The organism is Enterococcus sp. DIV0703 (assembly GCF_051711065.1).
GTDB lineage: Bacteria > Bacillota > Bacilli > Lactobacillales > Enterococcaceae > Enterococcus_B > Enterococcus_B hirae.
On sequence record NZ_JBIOLX010000001.1, the window covers coordinates 2052406 to 2071388 of the forward strand.

Here is an 18983-nt window from a genome sequence, read left to right on the forward strand (position 1 = left end):
GCAATAATCGTCCTCCTTTGAACTTTTTTCTTTTGTCCTAGTCCGATTTAACAAAAAAAATAGTCATACTACGAAAATTAAAACACTCAACGTTCTTCCATAGCGGGAGATTGATTGTTTCTAATCGGTTGGTTTTTTAACTGAGTTCTCTGATCCATAATTGTCTTGTTTTTTTGTTCTGCTGTTTCAAACTCAGCTTTTCTAGCGATATTTAATTTTATTCGTTCCTTCAAATAAGCAATGTTTTGATCAGTACTAGGATTAAAAAATTGATTTGTTTGATCAGTAGGAATCGATTTATCTTGTATTATTGCATCATAAAATGGCTTTTGGATTTTCTCATTTAGTTGCGGGTGAAACATATAAATTGGTGGGAGATATTGCTGATAATTTAACTGTCCTATTCGCTTGATGACATCAATTTGGCTACATGGTATTTTCTTTAATATTTCATTTATGTTTATTACGCCGTGTTTATCTATCTGTTCTTTTAATTCAGTATCCAGCCTTGACAATTTATATTGCATTGGCATAGTCCATCCAGAATATGTCAAAAGAATCCTATCTATTGAAGTTTCCTTCTGAGAACCATTCAGATGAGATGCGTGTGCTTGTTCTAGGAGAACTTTTAAGTGATTCTTAGCTAAAATTGTAATATCATTGTTGTTCAATCGTACCATTTGTTTAATATTTTCAAATGATAAATTTTTCCTTCCGTGAAATACTTCCGTTAATAATTGCCGTGCTTTTTCTTCAGACTCTACTTTTATTTTATTATTCTCAGCAGTTACATCTATATTATTCTCAATTAAAATGTTTTTTACAGTTTGACAACTCATCTCATGTTTTTTAGCTAATCGCAAAAAAAATAGTTTATGTCTTTGCTCCAACAAACACTTCACTGATTCAACAAGCGCTTGTTCCTTCTTACTTTGAGTGCTTGTCTGCCCATTCTCCAATGGTTGTTGTGTTGAACAGCTGAACTCGCTATTCCTTTCTATTGGCACGTTTGTATCTTGTACAAATTCCTTAGTTTCATATAAAGACTCTTGGGCTTTGGTAGACAGCGTTGTTGATTGGGAAGTGTTTCTGATCCCCAACATTTCTTCTATTTCTAGTAACCGTTCGACATCTAATGAGTACTCCAAATGATTTTCCAGTTCGTTCTCTGGAGCAACTTTTTGTTTCTTATACGGGGGAACTTGTACTTTGTTATTCTGTTCTGACACTGCATGACTATCTTGGTTTTGTGTCATTTTCAGTTCATTTTCGTTAATAATGTTTTGCAACGTTCTCTTTCTTTGAATTGTTTCCGATCGCGAGTGTTGTTGCTCAGCAAGATTACCTGTGTTATTTTCCGATAGAGGTGGACCAAAATGATGTCTGTTAGATGGAAACTCCTCTTTTTCTTGTTTTTCTGATTCAAGGCTCTTCTTTAAAAGATAGTCCCTAAATTCTTGTAATTGTTTATGTAACGAAACTGTTTGATCATCCGTAAGATTGCCTACTATTTCTGAGTAAGATAGCGATTTTTGTTGCGTATGTGTTTCTTCTTTTGTGTCTTCTGTGGAAAACCGTTGAACCTTTTTCGGCATTATGATACCTCCTTTTTTACTGCAATTAGTTTACCATAGTATCATAATGATGAAAGTTCCATATTTTTATGTAACAAAGAAGTAATTGTTCTTTACTTTTTATGTTTAGAATATAACTACCAATAAAAAAAACGATAAAAAAATCCAAAATTCTAAGGAATCTCCTTAAGAATCTTGGATTTTTTAAGGCCTACTTGTTAGGTCCTCATTCGTTGCTTTTAAGAATGTTTTGAAACCTTGATTCGGTTGATCGCACGATGCAAAGCAACTGTCGCACGTTTCAATTCATTCGTATCTTCTTTTTCTTTTGCTTCTGCGATTTGTCGCTCAGCACGTTGTTTGGCTCTTTCTGCCCGAGAAACGTCAATATCTCTTTCACGTTCTGCACTATCGGCAACGATTGAAACAACATTGTCACGAACTTCCATGATTCCGCCATTGACAGCAATCCAATCGACGTGGGTATCAGAGTCTGTTCTCTTCACACGGACTTCATCAATTGTTAATGGAACAATGATCGGCGCATGTTTAGGTAAAATACCAAGTTCCCCCGCTGTAGTACGTGCTACTACGATCGCTGCATGGTGATCATAGACCAAACCGTCAGGAGTCACCACATTCACAGTTAAATATTGATCCATGGGGCACCCCTTTCTAGTAGCCTAGTTTTTTCGCTTTTTCTACGACGTCTTCTATTCTACCAACACTTCGGAATGCTTCTTCAGGAAGATCATCGTATTTACCTTCTAAGATTTCACGGAAACCTTTGACTGTTTCTTCAACTGGTACATAAGAACCAGGAAGACCTGTAAATTGTTCCGCTACGTTAAAGTTTTGTGACAAGAAGAATTGAACTCTACGTGCACGTGAAACTAAAACTTTTTCTTGATCAGATAATTCATCCATCCCTAAGATCGCAATGATATCTTGTAATTCACGGTAACGTTGTAAGACATGTTGGACTTCAGTCGCTACTTTATAATGTTCTTCACCAACGATTTCAGGTGCCAAAGCACTTGAAGATGAAGCCAATGGGTCCACGGCTGGATAGATCCCTTGTTCTGTCAATTTACGCTCTAAGTTTGTTGTAGCATCTAAGTGGGCAAATGCTGTTGCTGGCGCTGGGTCAGTATAGTCATCGGCTGGTACATAGATTGCTTGGATCGAAGTGATCGAACCTTTTTTCGTTGATGTGATACGTTCTTGTAATTGACCCATTTCAGTTGCTAACGTTGGTTGGTAACCAACGGCAGAAGGCATACGACCTAAAAGGGCAGATACTTCTGAACCAGCTTGAGTGAAACGGAAAATATTATCAATAAACAATAGCACGTCTTGACCTTCTACATCACGGAAGTATTCAGCGATCGTCAGACCAGTCAAAGCTACCCGCATCCGAGCACCTGGTGGTTCGTTCATTTGTCCGAACACCATCGCTGTTTTTTCGATAACGCCTGAATCTTTCATTTCATAGTAAAGGTCATTTCCTTCACGAGTACGTTCCCCAACACCGGTAAATACAGAAATACCACCATGTTCTTGGGCAATATTATGGATCAATTCTTGGATCAATACCGTTTTACCTACACCGGCACCACCGAATAATCCAACTTTCCCACCTTTTAAGTAAGGTGCTAACAAATCGATAACTTTGATCCCAGTTTCAAGGATCTCCGTACTAGTACTTAATTCATCAAAGCTTGGTGCTTTTTTATGAATCTCACTACGTTCTGCATCTTCTGGGAAAGATGATCCTAAATCGATCGTATCTCCTAAAACGTTGAATACACGTCCTAGTGTATCTTTCCCTACTGGAACAGAAATGGCTTTACCAGTATCGATAACTTCCATACCACGTTGTAAACCATCTGTTGATTCCATGGCAATGGTACGGATTACTCCGTCCCCTAATTCTAATGCTGTTTCAAGAACAACTTTTGATTTTTTCTCATCATTTTTATAAACAACTAATGCGTTGTTGATATCTGGTAAGGATTGGTCTAAAGAAAATTCCACGTCGACAACGGGACCGATTACTTGAACAATCTTGCCTGAACTCATCTTTTTTCCTCCAATCTCAATACTATTCTAGCGCCGAAGCTCCGGCAACAATTTCGGTAATTTCTTGGGTAATAGCCCCTTGTCTTGCACGGTTATAAGATACCGTCAAATCATCAATGATCGTTGCAGCATTATCCGTTGCTGTCTTCATGGCAGTCATGCCGGCAGCGTGTTCTGCTGTCTTCGCATCAACGATTGCACCATAGATTAAGCTTTCCGCATATTGAGGCAATAACTGCGCCAAGATTTCTTCTTTTGAAGGTTCAAAAATGTATTCTTGGTCAAAAGTAGTTGCTTCTTCTGGATCTAAATCTGAAATTGGCAGCATTTTTTCTACACGAAATTGGCTAGTTAGTGAATTGATATGATGATTGTAGCATACGTACAATTCATCAAATACTTCATTTTGATACATCGTTGTTGCCATACCTACGATTTTACGCACTTCATCAAAACTTGGTTGGTCCGATAAATTACGTAATTCGTAAGCCAAATTAATTCCTCTAGCTTTGAAGAAATCTGCACCTGTACCTCCGATTGCGATCATCACATAATCGTCAGGAGATTTATGGTCTTCTTCTAAAATAGACATTGTTTGCTTTAAAATCGAACTGTTATAGCCACCAACTAAACCACCATCAGCGGTAATCACGATGTACCCCGTTTTCTTTACCGGACGGCTGATTAACATACTATTGTAATTGATATCTCCACGAGGATTATCAGAAGCAATATCATTTAGTTGAGTAGCTGTCAAATGAGTGACGATTTCTCTGACTTTATTTGCATAAATCTGAAACTTCTGAGAAGAAGCTTCAGATTTTGTCAGTTTAGAAGCGGACACCATTTGCATTGCTCGAGTGATTTGACTCGTTTTCTTCGTTGAAGCAATCCGAGTCTTGATTTCATTTAATGAAGCGCCCATTCATCTCACCTCACTATGCATTTTGAATGGATTTCAATTTGTCTTCTGTTGAAGAAGTGTTTCCTTTTGTCGCTAAGAAAATATCTTTGTATTCTTGGATCGCTTGATTCAATCGTTCTTCTTCTGGAAGATCTTTCGTTGTACGGATCGTTTCAAAGATATCTGCATGATTCGTATCTAGATATTCAAATAATTCATGTTCAAAATCTAAAATGCTGTCAACTGGAATACTATCTAAGAATCCATGTGTCAAAGCATATAAGATAACTACTTGTTTTTCAACAGCTAGTGGTGCATGAAGTTTTTGTTTCAAGATCTCAACTGTACGACGTCCACGATTCAATTTCGCTTGAGTCGCAGCATCTAAATCAGAACCAAATTGGGTAAATGCTTCTAATTCACGGTAACTTGCTAAGTCAAGACGTAATGTTCCTGCCACTTTTTTCATTGCTTTGATTTGAGCAGAACCACCTACACGGGAAACGGATAACCCAGCATCAACCGCTGGACGAGTTCCGGCGTAGAACAAGTCACTTTCTAAGAAGATTTGTCCGTCAGTGATTGAAATAACGTTTGTTGGAATATAAGCAGAGATATCTCCAGCTTGTGTTTCAACAAATGGTAAAGCAGTCATTGAACCGCCACCTAAATCATCACTTAGTTTTGCCGCACGTTCTAATAAACGTGAGTGCAAGTAGAAAACATCCCCTGGATAAGCTTCACGACCTGGAGGACGGCGTAATAGCAATGAAAGTTCACGATAAGCAACAGCTTGTTTTGATAAGTCATCAAAGATAATCAATACATGTTTGCCGTTGTACATGAATTCTTCACCCATTGCAGTTCCTGCATAAGGCGCAATATAAAGTAATGGCGCAGGTTGTGATGCACCCGCATTGACTACGATCGTGTAATCCATTGCTCCATATTTTTTCAAAGTTTCTACTTGTGTACGCACAGTAGAGTCCTTTTGACCGATCGCCACATAGATACAGATCATATCTTGACCTTTTTGGTTAAGGATCGTATCGATTGCGATAGATGTTTTACCCGTTTTACGGTCACCAATAACTAATTCACGTTGGCCACGTCCGATTGGAACTAAAGCATCGATGGCTTTTAGACCTGTTTGCATTGGTTCATTGACAGATTTACGTTGCATAACGCCTGGTGCCATTGCTTCGACTGGACGAGCTTTATCTGTAACGATTTCTCCTAACCCATCGATTGGTTGACCTAGCGGATTAACGACACGTCCGATCAAGGCGTCCCCAACTGGAACTTCCATGATTTTACCTGTTCGTTTTACTTTGTCTCCTTCACGAATGGATTCGAAATCACCAAGGATAATGATACCTACATCATTTGATTCTAAGTTTTGCGCCATTCCGTATGAGCCGTTTGAAAATTCAAGCAACTCACCACTCATCGCATTTTCTAAACCGTGTGCACGAGCAATCCCGTCACCGACATAAGTCACGGTACCGATTTCTTCGACTGAAAGCACGTTTTGATAATTTTCAATTTGTTCTTTGATCAAGGCACTAATTTCTTCTGCTTTGATAGCCATTCGATTCACCTACCTCTTTGTACTATCTATTTAATTGATTACGCATTTTTTCTAATTGCGTGCGAATGCTTCCGTCGATCACTCGATGGTTGGCTTCAACAATTGCCCCACCAATAATAGAAGAATCAACGATTTGCTTCAATTCAACTGTTTGATAGTCCATTGTTTTTGCAACATTCATTTCTAGTTTTTGTAATTGTTCATCAGAAAGTGGTACTGCTGTTTTTACACTACCTAAAAGTAGTCCTTTGTAATCGTTGTAACGGTGTTCGTATTCATCGATCATAAACGATAATTCAGACATCCGATTATAACTATAGACCACTTCTAAAAAGTTTTTCACGATACCGTCAAACCCACTGACAAGTTTATCCATAATGATTCGTTTTTCGTGAGGTTCTAAGCGGACGTCACTAAGTACGTTGCCTAATCCAGGTACTTCACTATAGATTTGGCGTAAGCTTAGTAATTCTTGGTAAATTTCTTCTGCGCTATTTGAATCGATCGCCAGTTCAAATAGTGCTTTACCGTAGCGTCTGCCGACAGTATATTTATCTAGTTTCATTTGAAGAACCTAGACCTTCGATATATTGATTGATTAAAGATTCATGCATTTCTGGAGACAATTCTTTGTTCAAGATTTTAGCCGCGATTTGAAGAGAAAGATCTGCTACATCATCTTTTACAGAGTTTAAAGCTGTATCACGTTCTAACATGATATCAGTTTGCGCTTTGCTTTTTAGACGTGCAACTTCTTCTTGCGTTTCCTTCAAAATATTTTGACGGCTTAATTCTCCACTTTCTTTCGCATTTTTAATGATATCAGCTGCATCAGAGCGAGACGCTAACAATTGTTGTTCGCGTTCTTGTTCCATTTTTGCTGAATTGATGCGAGATTTTTCGGCAGAATCTAAATCATTGGCGATCTTATCTTCACGTTTTTTCAAAATATCGCTGATTGGTCCCCAAGCAAAATGTTTCAATAGAAACATTAGTATCAAAAATGAGCCGCTGACAACGATGATATTACCTAACATCGGATTACCAACTTCTGCAATTGCCAATTGATTCAGCATAGGCTAGCCTTCCTTTCTTTAAGGTGTATCTCATGGATGATGAAGGAATCCTGACTTCAATGATTGAAACAGCCTCCTCAACGCCTTTTGTTCTAGTATTATGATGAAACAACTCAATTATTTTGAAAATAATCAGGTTGTTTTTTTTCAGTTTTTGACAATTAAAAGAGGATTAGTGACAGTAGTCCTATCCTCAAACAGTTAATTGATTAAACAGCAAAGACTAGAATCAAGGCAATAACCACACCTAGAATAGGAACAGCTTCAACTAAGGCTACCCCGATGAACATTGTTGTACGTAATTGACCAGACATTTCAGGTTGGCGTGCCATTGATTCGATTGTTTTAGAGATTACTTGACCATTACCATAACCAGCTCCGATAGCTGCTCCCATGATTGCGATTGCTGCTGCGATATAATTCATAATTTATTTCCTCCTAAATATAGATAAATAGTAGTTTGTTAAAAACGATGTTACTCTTCTACTTCAATCTTATGGCTCATATATACCATCGATAAAGTGACAAAGACAAATGCTTGGATGCTTCCGATAAACAATGAGAATGCGATCCAGACCATCTCTAAAGGAATTGCTAACGGTAATGAGAACCAACCTAAATTATTCATCATATTGGCAATCAAGGTAAGTAAAACTTCCCCCGCGTAGATATTCCCGTAAAGACGCAAAGCAAGTGTTAATAGGTTCGTAAATTCTTCGATCAGCTTCATTGGAAACATGAAACTATATGGTTTCAAGAACGAATTTACAAAATACCCTTTAAATCCAAGCTTTTTCACCCCGAATAAATGAGTAAGTGTGATCATTATAAATGCCAAAGTTAAAGTAACAAACGGGTCTGCTGTCGGACTTTTCCAAAGTGTTGTTTCGCTAGGTAAGACGATTTTCGTTATTAAACCTATATTATTTGCCACGAAGACAAATAAGAACAATGTAAAAGCCAACAAATGAAAATTATTCAATTCTTTTCTAGGCAGATTATCTGTTACGATCCCTCGGGTAAAGTCAATGACCCATTCCAGCGCATTTTGTTTCCCCGTTGGTTTCATCTTAAGATTTCTTGTAAAGAAGTAAACTAAGAAGAAGACAATCAAACAGGTCAATAACACCATCATACAAACAGTACCATCAAACCAAACCGGTCCAATATGGAACGTTAGCGAGCGTTCATCCAATCCATTTCACCTCTTTTCCCTGAATTTCACATAAAATCAAATTCATGTGTACATCTGGTTTTTCTAAATCGTTTTCTAACCAAACGGTATCATACCACCATGAAACAGAAAATTCAAAACATTTTCATGAAAATCAGACAATTTTTTATTTCAGTCAAAAAAGTTTGCTTTTTCCAAAAAATCATCGTGGCGTTTTACAAGAAAAAACCTGTGATATCATGCTTTATCAGATTAAATGCTAACAAATTTTATCATTAAGTAAACCTAAAAGCACCGAATATGCGAAAAAGGATAATGAAATTATCTAGAGAAATTTTTTAATGTTCGATCAATTTGACGATCTACATCTTTTCGTTTTAGATCTTCTCGCTTGTCATAAGATTTCTTCCCTTTCGCAAGACCAATAAAAACTTTGGCATACCCATCACGAATATATACTTTTAAGGGTACGATCGTGACCCCGGTATTTTTTGTTTCAGTCTCTAGCCGTGAAATCTGTTTTTTGTGTAATAGTAACTTTCTTGTTCGTAACGGATCATGGTTAAAAATATTGCCTTGTTCATAGGGACTGATATGAACATTATGCAAAAATGCTTCACCGTTTCGAATACGGACAAATCCATCTTTCAAATTGATCCGGCTGTTTCGGATCGATTTGATTTCTGTTCCTTGCAGCACCATTCCTGCTTCCATCGTATCGATAATCGAATAATCATGGCGAGCCTTTTTATTTTGGGCGATTAACTTTCCGTCGCCTTTTGGCATATGACATTCCTCCAAACTGGTATTCATAGTGGTTATTGGTTATTTTTTCTTTTTCTTCTTAATTCCTTTATAAAAAGGTTTTTTCCCTTTTTTATTAGATGGTCCTTTTCCTTTTTTCCGCTCATTTGAATAGGAATTTTTCTTTCCATTCCGTTCAGTATGAGATTTTGATGAACGCTTTTGATGACGATTAGAAGGACGATTTTTGTTTGACGTTTTTGGACGTTCTAATGGAACGATTTCTTCTGCATCAATCAATTCAAAGTCGATTGCACGTTCTTCCGGATCTGCTTTGATGACTTTTACCCGCACTTTTTGACCGATTTTAAAAGTTAACCCTGTTCGTTCGCCTACTAATGCTAAATGATTCTCAATAAAGTGGAAATAGTCTTGTTTCAACTCATTGATATGGATCAACCCTTCAATCGTATTGGGTAATTCGATAAACAACCCAAATTTAACAACTGAACTGATGATCCCTTCAAATTCCTCTCCTACTTTATCCATCATGTATTCAGCTTTCTTCATTGCATCTACTTCACGCTCTGCCTCGACTGCACGACGTTCCATCTTCGAACTATGCTCCGCAATTTCGGGTAGTTCATTTTCCCAATAAGTTTGATTTGCTTCACTTGGGTCTTGTCCATACGAGCGAATTAAGCGATGGACGATCAAATCTGGATAACGTCTGATAGGCGAAGTGAAATGCGTATAATATTCCGCAGCTAATCCATAGTGCCCAAAATTATCTTCTGAATAACGTGCTTGTTGCATACTTCTCAACAGCATCGTATTGATAACAGCTGATTCCGGCTTGTCTTCAACGTTTTCAATGACTTTTTGAAGATCTTTAGGTGTGATCGTTCCTTTTGTTCCACGAACGACGATTCCTAGTGCAGAAGCAAAATCAAAGAAACGTTGCATCTTTTCTTCTTTAGGTTGCTCGTGAATCCGATAAATGAATGGAAAGTTGCGTTTATTAAAATGTTCCGCCACCGTTTCATTTGCCGCCAACATGAAAGATTCGATCAACCGTTCGCCTACGCCACGGCTTCGCAATAAGATATCAGTTGGTTGTCCATCTGGTTCTACGAGTATTTTTGCTTCACGGTCTTCAAAAGAAATCGCTCCTCGACGAATCCGCATTTCTTCTAAAATCTGATGTAGCTCTTGCATCTCTTGAAACATCGGCACTAATTGCTTATACCGTTCCATTACCTGCTCATCTTGTTCTTCTAAAATCTGATTGACCGCTGTATAGGTCATTCGTTCCGTCGTTTGGATGACACTTGGGAAAATATCATGAGATACCACCTGACCATTTGGATCAATCTCCATCTCACAACTCATTGTTAGTCTTGGTACGTGAGGATTCAATGAACAAATCCCGTTTGATAATCTTTGTGGGATCATTGGAATGACACGGTCGGTTAAATACACACTCGTTCCTCGTTCGTAAGCTTCACGATCTAACTGGCTTCCTTCGGTCACATAATTGGAAACATCTGCAATGTGTACACCTAAGAAATAATTACCGTTGGCCAATTTTTTCACAGTAACAGCATCATCCAAATCTTTGGCATCTTCTCCGTCAATCGTCACGATCAATTGTTCACGTAAGTCTCTCCGGCCAACTAGGTCTTTTTCATTGATCGTATCTGGCACTTGATCAGCTTCTGCCAAGACATCATCTGGAAATTTTGTCGGAATCCCGTTTGAGACAACAATCGATAGGATATCCATTCCAGGATCATTTTTATGGCCGATGACTTGTTTGACAATACCTTCTAAACTGGTCGCATAGTTTTTCTCAGGATAATGGGTCAGCTCAACCATTACGATACTCCCATCAACTGGTCGAATCCCTTCAGCTGCTGCATAAACTTTAAACTGATTCAATTTTTTGTCTTTTGGGATAACCACCCCATAAAGATCCGTTTCACTTATCTCTTCCTCTGTGTAAGCCACGAATTCTCCAGCTAACTGCGTAGTTGCTCGTTTGCGGATCTCAACTACTTTACCTTCTGCTCCACGATCCATCGCAGTATCGGCCGTTTTTATGATATCGATCGCTACCGTATCGCCATCCATGGCATACCCAGTTGCTTCTTTAGGAATATAGATATCATCTTCTTCTGGATCAATCGTCACAAAGCCGAATCCTCTTTCATTGGCCCGAAACGTTCCTTCGATCAATACTGGTTTTAATGGTAGCTTCACTTTTCCTTTTTTGGTAAAGACCACACTTTGTTCTCGTTCCATTTGAGCGATCGTCTGAACGAGTAGCTTGAAATCTTCACTTTTTTGCAAGCCCAATCCTTGGGCGATTTCTTCCATTGAAAAGCTTTTTTTGCGCTCGCTCTCAATAAAAAAAATAATTTTTTCTTTCAATGTTTCTTTTGTCATTTTCATTCCTCATTCCAAGGTAAATTCTCTAGAAACTCCAACACATCTTTTTCCAGTAATTTTCTAGACTCTCCAACGGTGATCACATGTTTGCTGTTGGGATACCATTGAAGGGTCACTCTTTTATCGGCTAATTTTTTTGCTGTTTCGTAGACTCCAGCTGGATCAATCATTTCATCTTGACCGGCTTGGGCTAAAAAAACAGGTGCTTGGATGTCACTAAGTTTTCCTTCTGTAATTGCTGCTTGGTTTTGTATCTCTGCTAATTGCTGATAAACATTTGGTCGAAGCGCAGCGACAGTTTCTTCGATTTCCTGTTCAGATTCCCCTGCAAGTTTTAGCACATAACGTTCATATCGCTCAAAATTTTCTGGCACATGATTTTCAACTGGTGAAATCGGCGAGCAGAAACATCCGCCACCAATGATCTCTGGCTGTTCTGCTAATGCTCGAACAGCGAAGATTCCTCCCATTGATAATCCAAAAACAGCAACTTGGGAAAAACCTTCTGCTTTTAAAAAGTGGATGGCTTGTTTCGTATCTTCCCACCATGTTTCCGTTTTTTGCGCTAAAATGTCTTGTGGAGCTAGCGTTCCATGTCCAGTAAACAATGGAGCATAGACAGTATATTCTGACTTTTCCAAATATCGAGCCAGCATGCGCACATCATTCGGACTTCCAGAATAGGCATGTAAGAGTAGCACAGCTCTCTTGCTATGTTTTGCATAAAGGGGTTTTGGTAGACTTTTCATTAGGTTCACCTCGTTCTTCTCATTTTAACATAGATTGGCGATCCCTTAGGACAAAACCGCTCTTTTGGCAAATAAAAAAGAGCCGCGACGTCAATCACTGCTCTGCATGAAAGGAATTCTTTTTTCGCTCATTCAAATCAACTACTTAAAAAATTAAGCCAAAATTTTTTGAACGAAAAAACGATTCATAATTATTTCGACTAATCGTTAAATCAACTTTTTATTTAGAAGATAAAAAGGCTAGTACAAATAATAAAATCATCCAAATGGCACCCATTACCGCTGTCGAACGTTGCATGACTGCTTCAAAACCACGTGCTTTTTGTTTACCGAATAATTGATCCGCTCCGCCAGTAAATGCACTTGCTGCACTGTTTTGTTTACTTGGTTGCATCATGATTGCAATGACCATTACAATCGATAACACGATCACGATTCCTAAAATTACATTATACATTAAGCAGCCTCCTTTCCGTAAAATATCATCTATTTTACTTTATCATATAAAAAAAACTCTGACAACCTTCTCTTGCGAATGGGGCTTCAATTTTAGATAACATTTAGTATTAGCACTTATTCATGGGCAAAGACTGAAAAGATGAAAAAACCGAAAGAATAACAACGTTAATAGCCGGTTGCTACAATTTCGGTTTCTCTTATTTTAAAAAAGTTCATTTAGCGGACAGATCCACTTTTTGTCATTTCATTCATTGACGATCGTACGAAAACGAGTCGATTATTTACGAAGCACATCTTGATATTCAGGTTTTCTTTCAAATTCTTTCTTCGCATATGGACACAATGGAATAATTTTTTTACCTTCTCTTCGAGCTAGTTCTACGCCATTAAGCACTAATTTTTCTGCTAATTTTTGTCCACGATACTCTGGTTCTACAAATGTATGATCAATGATCATGATGTCTGGTCCTGCATCAGACCAAGTCATTTCCCCGATTTCTTTTGCTTCATCATTCAATAATACGAAACGATTTTTTTCTTCTTTGATTTCCATTTTCGCCACTCCCCGTATTGACCAAATAATTTGTTCTCCTTGATTCTAACAGTCTAGTTCTCAGCAAACAATTATTTATACTCGGAATAACCTGATTCTCTCCAATCGATTCGCTGTTCGATAAATGAGAAAACAACCGTCCAATATTTGGTGGGATCTTTCACGGCTGCTTCTAAATGTTGAGCTTCTGGGATCAGAAAAAGATCATTTTCACCAGCTGTTGCATTTTGGATCGTATAAGCGGCACTGACTGGAACGAACTGATCCTCTTCCCCATGAATGATCAATACTGGCAGATGGTTACTGCCCAACTGACGAGTTGCTGACGCCTGTTTCAAAGAATAACCAGCATATTTCTTTGCATAGCGATTCGCATGGCGCATGATCATTTTTTTAGGAAGAAAGGTTAGTTTGCTCAACATGTAGCGAAACTCCGCATAGACGGAAACAAACCCGCTATCCAGGATAAACCCTCGAACTGCAGGAGGTAGTTTTTCCCCACTAGCCATCATGATAGCAGAGGCACCCATTGAACTCCCATGTAAAATAATGTTAGCATCTGGCTGCATCTGTAAAATATAGTTGATCCAGATAATCAAGTCTAAACGATCCAACCACCCCATCCCGATGATTTCTCCTTCACTCTTGCCGTGAGCACGCAAATCAGGAATCAAGACGTTAAACCCTGCTTCTGCATATTTCTTTCCAATATAAGACATATCTGTTTTCCCATCACTTCGATAGTCATGGACACAAACAACCCATTTTTTGTTGGGAGAGGAACTTTGAAAGATTCGTCCTAACAGTTTTAACCCATCATGACTTTTGACTTCGATTTCTTTGCCTTTATTCCAAAAGCCCTCAGCTTCTGTTTCCGCAAGTTGCCGTTGCTTTTCCACGATCGTAAAAGCCGATGGGTCCATCAACTGATGACCTGTTTTCTCATACCAATCATACCCTCTTTGTAAACCCGATTGAATTAATTTTTGCGCATAGTAAGAAGAAAGTCCACGATAAATGACTGCGCCTAAAATGAGAACTATAAGAATAAGATACATGACAATCACTTATCTTCCCCGCTTTCCATAAATATTTTTTCTATTATCAATCCGTATATCCTTCTATTCCATTGTACCATTTTCTAAAAAAACTGCTCAAGTTTTCACCCTAGGCTTCATTGAAATTTAAAACCATTCAAATAGGAATAAAAAATAAGATAACATTTACATTTTATTTAAAAGCCAGTATACTGATTCCGTGCATTTTAATCAAGGAGTATCCTTGGACTGGTTCGGAAACTTCCCAGAATAAAAAACTAAGTATCTCTACAGAAAGGAGATTGGAAATAATGCGAAAAGTAATTATTGACTGCGATCCTGGAATCGATGACACTTTAGCATTGATGTTAGCCATCAAGTCCCCCGAAATCGAGGTAGTTGCGATCACGACGGTCTGCGGCAATGTACCTGTGACGATCGGTAGCCAAAATGTTTTCAAATGTTTGAAACGATGCGGACGCTTAGACATCCCCGTCTATCAAGGGGAAACACAACCGTTGAAACAGCCGTTTATTAGCGCACAAGACACTCATGGGATGGACGGATTAGGCGAGACAAACTTTGCTCAAGTACAAGAAAAACAAATAGAAGAAAAATCAGCAGTCGATTTTTTGGCGGAATACTTTTCTAAAGAAACAAACACCTCGATCATTGCACTTGGCCCTTTGACCAATATTGCTCGTGCTTTGATGAAAAATCCACATTTAGGAAAACATTTCGAGCGATTTATTTCAATGGGTGGCACCTACAAAAGCCACGGAAACTGTTCACCAGTTGCTGAGTACAATTATTGGTGCGATCCTGATGCAGCTGCCTTTGTGTTTGAAAATTTAGGGAACACGATTGAAATGGTCGGGTTAGATGTTACGAGAGAAATCGTTTTGACACCTACCTTATTAGAATATTGTTGTCAGCTCAATCCTGAGGAAGGAGAATTTCTAAAAGCGATCACTCGTTTTTATTTTGATTTTCACTGGCAACAAGAAAGAATCCTAGGGTGCGTCATCAATGATCCTCTGGCCGTTGCCTACTTTATCGACGAAAGCATTTGTCAGGGATTTACTAGTTATACCGCTGTTGAAACGCAAGGAATCAGCCGTGGGCAAACACTAGTCGATCGCTTTGATTTTTGGCAAAAAGCACCAAACAGCACCATTATGACAGAAGTTGATACTCATCTATTTTTTCGGAAGTTTTTGACCGTTCTTTTAAATGCACAAGAAGAAACGATTAAAAAAGATCTGGAAAGATTAAAGATGGGATGAAAAACATGCGCAAAAAAAGAATCACCACACAGACGATTACGATCGTCGCTTTATGTATCGGAATCAATTATATCGGCGGAACCATTGCATTATGGCTACGATTACCGATCTATCTTGATTCGATCGGTACCATATTCGCTGGGACTTTGTTAGGTCCGGTATTTGGGTTACTCACTGGCTTAGCCAGCGGGGTATTAAGTGGTGTTACCACCGATATCTTCTCGTTGTATTATTCACCTGTTCAAATGGTAACAGGTTTACTTGCTGGAGTGATTTTCCATCAACGATTCACTCGAAGTAAGAACCGCTGGACCTTAGTTTTCTGGGCGCTTGTCTTATCACTGCCTGGAACCATCCTTTCTTCCCTAATCACTGTAAAACTCTTTGGGGGAGTCACTTCTTCTGGTTCAAGCATGATTGTTCAGTTCCTCCATGGAATTGGGTTCAATCAAACAATGAGCGTGATTCTCGTTCAAGCGGGTACCGATTACCTCGACCGCCTGCTCTCAGTAGTCGTCGTCACCCTTGTCGTCTTGGCATTGCCGAAAAGGGTTGTGAACAGAGCGATTTGAGCTGCGTAGTTGTGATGAGTTGGAGTAAATACACGTGCGAATAGAAGTCGGTTACTTCAATTAGTAAATCAAAAAAAACGCAAAACATGAAAATTTGTTTTGCGTTTTTTTGATTTAATTGAAGGATCTACTTTGTACTTTTTTGTATTTTGAACCAAAATAGGCTGTTATGCTAAATAAGACAAGATGATTGCTTGATATGTGTCAATCATATCCAAGTAATTATCGATTTCTACATACTCGTCTATTTGATGAGGCAAGTTTACGACTCCGGGACCGAATACCACAAAATCGAAGGAGTGAGCGGATTTAGTAAATTCAGCTGCATCTGTCGTTGCTGCTGCACCTACTAGGGGCAATGGTTGCTTGAACTGTTTTTGAATATGGTGGATCAACGAAGAATCAGGATTTGCTTTCACAGGAATCTTATTGTAGTCGATCGTCAATTCTAAGTGATAGTTCGTTCCTTCATTCAATTCATCCACGATCTTTTGCAATAAATCAATGATTTGATCGTTTGGAAATTCAGGGATTGAGCGGATATTTCCTTGTAATTGCGCCTGACTTGGAATACTGTTGACTTGATTTCCTCCGTTGATCACTGTAACGTTATGAATCGTTTTTCCTAACGCGGAATTTTGGAAATCATTCGCTAAAGCATTCATTTGCTCGTTTGCACGCGTGATAAATTCATTTAAATGGTTGATCGCATTGTAGCCTTCTTGAGGCATTGAGCTGTGGGCTTCTTTACCATGAGAAACAACGGTATAGTTTATTGAACCCATGTGAGTATACATCAAATTGTAATTGGTTGGTTCACCAATGATCAATCCGTCTAAATCGTCGACATAACCTGCTTTTGTCAGTTGTTCACTACCTAATTCTCCGACTTCTTCCCCTACTGTCGCTAATAATTTGATTGTCCCGTTAAACGGTTTCCCGGACTCTTTCAATTCAATCATCGCAATCACCATAGCGGCTAGCCCACTTTTCATATCGGTAGCACCACGTCCATACAAACGATTACCTTTTATTTCTGCTGCAAAAGGCGGATAGGTCCAATTCGATTCGTCTCCTGCAGACACAACATCCATGTGACCAGACAAACCTAATACTCTTCCTTGACCATTGTGATACGTCGCCACCAAGTTATCACGCCCCTCAGTGTGAGAAATGATTTCTCCTTGGATTCCATGTTGATTCAATAATTGATTTAAGTAGGCGGCTACTTCCCCTTCGTTCCCATTCACTGACTTGATTCGGATCAGTTCTTGTAAAATAGCTATTTTTTCTTCATTTCCCATCCTGTCCCACACTCCTGCTGTTTCTTTCTATTTTACTGAAACAGTGTATCATTTTCAATCATTCATCCATTCTCAGTCGATTAGCTAGCAGCAGCCATTGACACTCCTATGTCTAAAGACACCGAAGCACCCCAAAATAGAAGGAGCTATTTCGGGATGCTTCGGCAATTCGTTATTGAGCTGTTGTAGATCGAAAACAGTTTTCAATGAACCGCTCCGTTTGCTCATAACAAGTTTTTGATTCTGGCAATGTATAATTAAATTGATATTCATGACTGATTTCTTTTTTCTGGTCTTTATAAAATAGTTCGTCTACAGGAACGTCTAACTCTTTTAATTTATTTGCGAAAGCAATCCCTTGATCTTGGAAAGAATACGCATTTCCATCTGTGATATACGTAGGCGGGAAGTCTTTTGACACTTGATCAACTAAACTAGCTTGATATAAGCGTTCGTCTGTTTGCCAATCTTTCGTTCCAATCAAAGACCAAGCTACCGTTTTAACGAAGAAATGCATCAATCGATCACTCGATTGCTGTTTTGCTGTTTGTTGCAAGTCAACTGGCCCACAGTAAGAAATGGCTCCTTTGATCGCTGTTGGATCAATCATTTGTTTCATCTTCATTTCTTTTGCATACTGTTGATTTGTTTGGATAGTAACATACTGTAAGGCAATCTGAGCGCCTGCACTATCGCCACCAAAAATCAGCTTTGAAAGATCCAACTTCTGATTGTTCTCTTTTTTTAATTGTTGGACTAATTCATTGACTTGTACTACTTGATTGGGATACTGAGAGCTAGGTGCCGGTTCATAGTTCATAGCAACAACTGCGATGTGCGTATCTGAAGCTAATCTTGTTGCAAATTCTTTTACACCTGCTTTATCCCCGCTCACATAGCCTCCACCGTGAACCCAGATCAACGTGGGTAAAGGTCCCTCACTGCCTTTAGGATAATAGATATCGTAGTTGTTTTTTTTGAATTGTGATTGATAAGAACGATCAGTGAGCGAACTAGTGGAATCTTTTGCTTGTTCATACGTTTCTTTATCTGTGATCGTTACAGCATCGCTAAACAGATGTCGGATCACATAAGCACCCGGTCTCGGTGAAACTTGAAAAGCAATCACGACCAATAAAATGGTACTGAGAAGCAAAATACCGAACCATTTGAACCCCTTTAAAATTTTTGCTTTCATACACTTTCCCCATTATTCTTTTTTTTCCTTTTATCATAATATCTTAGCAATAATTAAATCGTTTGTAAACGTGACAAAAAACGATTATGTAATTCAGTTTTTGTTAGGATAATCTCTAAATTTTTTCTGCAAAAAAAGACCTTTCTCCTATCTTCAAGATAAGAGAAAGGTACTTTTTAATAACTTTAGAATGAAGTAGACCAGCACAGCTATATAATCGACGCTCTGC

At 38.5% G+C, this 18983-nt stretch carries 19 protein-coding genes and 1 riboswitch; of the genes, 2 read left to right on the top strand and 17 right to left on the bottom strand.

Features of this window, described 5'->3' with window-relative positions; translation table 11 throughout:
• Positions 1-86: 86 nt before the first annotated feature.
• The 15 genes from IGK81_RS09390 to IGK81_RS09460 all read right to left on the bottom strand — a co-directional run bounded on the left by IGK81_RS09390 (position 87) and on the right by IGK81_RS09460 (position 14415).
• Positions 87-1595 carry a hypothetical protein gene (locus IGK81_RS09390; protein ID WP_232622380.1) on the bottom strand — a complete coding sequence of 503 codons (1509 nt, stop codon included), beginning with the start codon at positions 1593-1595 and terminating at the stop codon, positions 87-89.
• A gap of 218 nt (positions 1596-1813) precedes the next feature.
• The gene (locus IGK81_RS09395) at positions 1814-2236 is read right to left on the bottom strand and encodes a F0F1 ATP synthase subunit epsilon (protein ID WP_010718593.1); all 423 of its coding nucleotides are present in this window, start codon (positions 2234-2236) and stop codon (positions 1814-1816) included.
• 13 nt (positions 2237-2249) lie between these two features.
• On the bottom strand, positions 2250-3656 hold the full coding sequence (gene atpD, locus IGK81_RS09400; protein ID WP_010718594.1) for a F0F1 ATP synthase subunit beta: 1407 nt from the start codon (positions 3654-3656) through the stop codon (positions 2250-2252).
• A gap of 22 nt (positions 3657-3678) precedes the next feature.
• The gene (locus IGK81_RS09405) at positions 3679-4581 is read right to left on the bottom strand and encodes a F0F1 ATP synthase subunit gamma (RefSeq protein ID WP_010737986.1); all 903 of its coding nucleotides are present in this window, start codon (positions 4579-4581) and stop codon (positions 3679-3681) included.
• Positions 4582-4594: 13 nt separating this feature from the next.
• The gene (gene atpA, locus IGK81_RS09410; RefSeq protein WP_010718596.1) at positions 4595-6151 is read right to left on the bottom strand and encodes a F0F1 ATP synthase subunit alpha; all 1557 of its coding nucleotides are present in this window, start codon (positions 6149-6151) and stop codon (positions 4595-4597) included.
• A gap of 22 nt (positions 6152-6173) precedes the next feature.
• Positions 6174-6716: an ATP synthase F1 subunit delta gene (atpH, locus tag IGK81_RS09415; protein ID WP_034699144.1), complete on the bottom strand. Its 543-nt coding sequence runs from the start codon at positions 6714-6716 to the stop codon at positions 6174-6176.
• Positions 6703-7227: a F0F1 ATP synthase subunit B gene (gene atpF / locus IGK81_RS09420; protein ID WP_010718598.1), complete on the bottom strand. Its 525-nt coding sequence runs from the start codon at positions 7225-7227 to the stop codon at positions 6703-6705. The genes atpH and atpF overlap by 14 nt, the downstream gene beginning before the upstream one ends.
• 209 nt (positions 7228-7436) lie before the next feature.
• A complete protein-coding gene (gene atpE, locus IGK81_RS09425) occupies positions 7437-7652 on the bottom strand; it encodes an ATP synthase F0 subunit C (protein ID WP_010718599.1) in 216 nt (71 codons plus the stop codon).
• A gap of 50 nt (positions 7653-7702) precedes the next feature.
• Complete coding sequence (atpB, locus tag IGK81_RS09430; RefSeq protein ID WP_010718600.1) at positions 7703-8422, bottom strand: F0F1 ATP synthase subunit A; 720 nt, start codon at positions 8420-8422, stop codon at positions 7703-7705.
• 300 nt (positions 8423-8722) lie between these two features.
• On the bottom strand, positions 8723-9187 hold the full coding sequence (smpB, locus tag IGK81_RS09435; RefSeq protein WP_034699142.1) for an SsrA-binding protein SmpB: 465 nt from the start codon (positions 9185-9187) through the stop codon (positions 8723-8725).
• 39 nt (positions 9188-9226) lie between these two features.
• Positions 9227-11593, bottom strand: a complete 2367-nt coding sequence (gene rnr, locus IGK81_RS09440) for a ribonuclease R (RefSeq protein WP_034699140.1) — start codon at positions 11591-11593, stop codon at positions 9227-9229.
• A gap of 2 nt (positions 11594-11595) precedes the next feature.
• Positions 11596-12345 carry an alpha/beta hydrolase gene (locus tag IGK81_RS09445; RefSeq protein WP_034699138.1) on the bottom strand — a complete coding sequence of 250 codons (750 nt, stop codon included), beginning with the start codon at positions 12343-12345 and terminating at the stop codon, positions 11596-11598.
• A gap of 220 nt (positions 12346-12565) precedes the next feature.
• On the bottom strand, positions 12566-12802 hold the full coding sequence (secG, locus tag IGK81_RS09450; protein WP_010718604.1) for a preprotein translocase subunit SecG: 237 nt from the start codon (positions 12800-12802) through the stop codon (positions 12566-12568).
• A gap of 279 nt (positions 12803-13081) precedes the next feature.
• A complete protein-coding gene (locus tag IGK81_RS09455) occupies positions 13082-13357 on the bottom strand; it encodes a GNAT family N-acetyltransferase (protein WP_010718605.1) in 276 nt (91 codons plus the stop codon).
• Positions 13358-13428: 71 nt separating this feature from the next.
• Positions 13429-14415, bottom strand: a complete 987-nt coding sequence (locus IGK81_RS09460; protein ID WP_192924302.1) for an alpha/beta hydrolase — start codon at positions 14413-14415, stop codon at positions 13429-13431.
• A gap of 222 nt (positions 14416-14637) precedes the next feature.
• A riboswitch (PreQ1 riboswitch) is annotated at positions 14638-14682 on the top strand.
• A gap of 23 nt (positions 14683-14705) precedes the next feature.
• On the opposite strand from IGK81_RS09460, the gene IGK81_RS09465 reads away from it, so the two are divergent.
• Entirely contained in the window at positions 14706-15680 is a 975-nt protein-coding gene (locus tag IGK81_RS09465) for a nucleoside hydrolase (RefSeq protein WP_034699136.1), read from the top strand.
• A gap of 5 nt (positions 15681-15685) precedes the next feature.
• A complete protein-coding gene (locus tag IGK81_RS09470; RefSeq protein ID WP_010737992.1) occupies positions 15686-16252 on the top strand; it encodes an ECF transporter S component in 567 nt (188 codons plus the stop codon).
• A gap of 167 nt (positions 16253-16419) precedes the next feature.
• Here the strand turns inward: IGK81_RS09470 and IGK81_RS09475 are convergent, their stop codons facing one another.
• Both IGK81_RS09475 and IGK81_RS09480 read right to left on the bottom strand, forming a co-directional pair.
• Entirely contained in the window at positions 16420-17556 is a 1137-nt protein-coding gene (locus IGK81_RS09475) for an ArgE/DapE family deacylase (protein WP_034699134.1), read from the bottom strand.
• A gap of 172 nt (positions 17557-17728) precedes the next feature.
• The gene (locus tag IGK81_RS09480; protein ID WP_034699132.1) at positions 17729-18754 is read right to left on the bottom strand and encodes an alpha/beta hydrolase; all 1026 of its coding nucleotides are present in this window, start codon (positions 18752-18754) and stop codon (positions 17729-17731) included.
• Between the last annotated feature and the right edge of the window lie 229 nt (positions 18755-18983).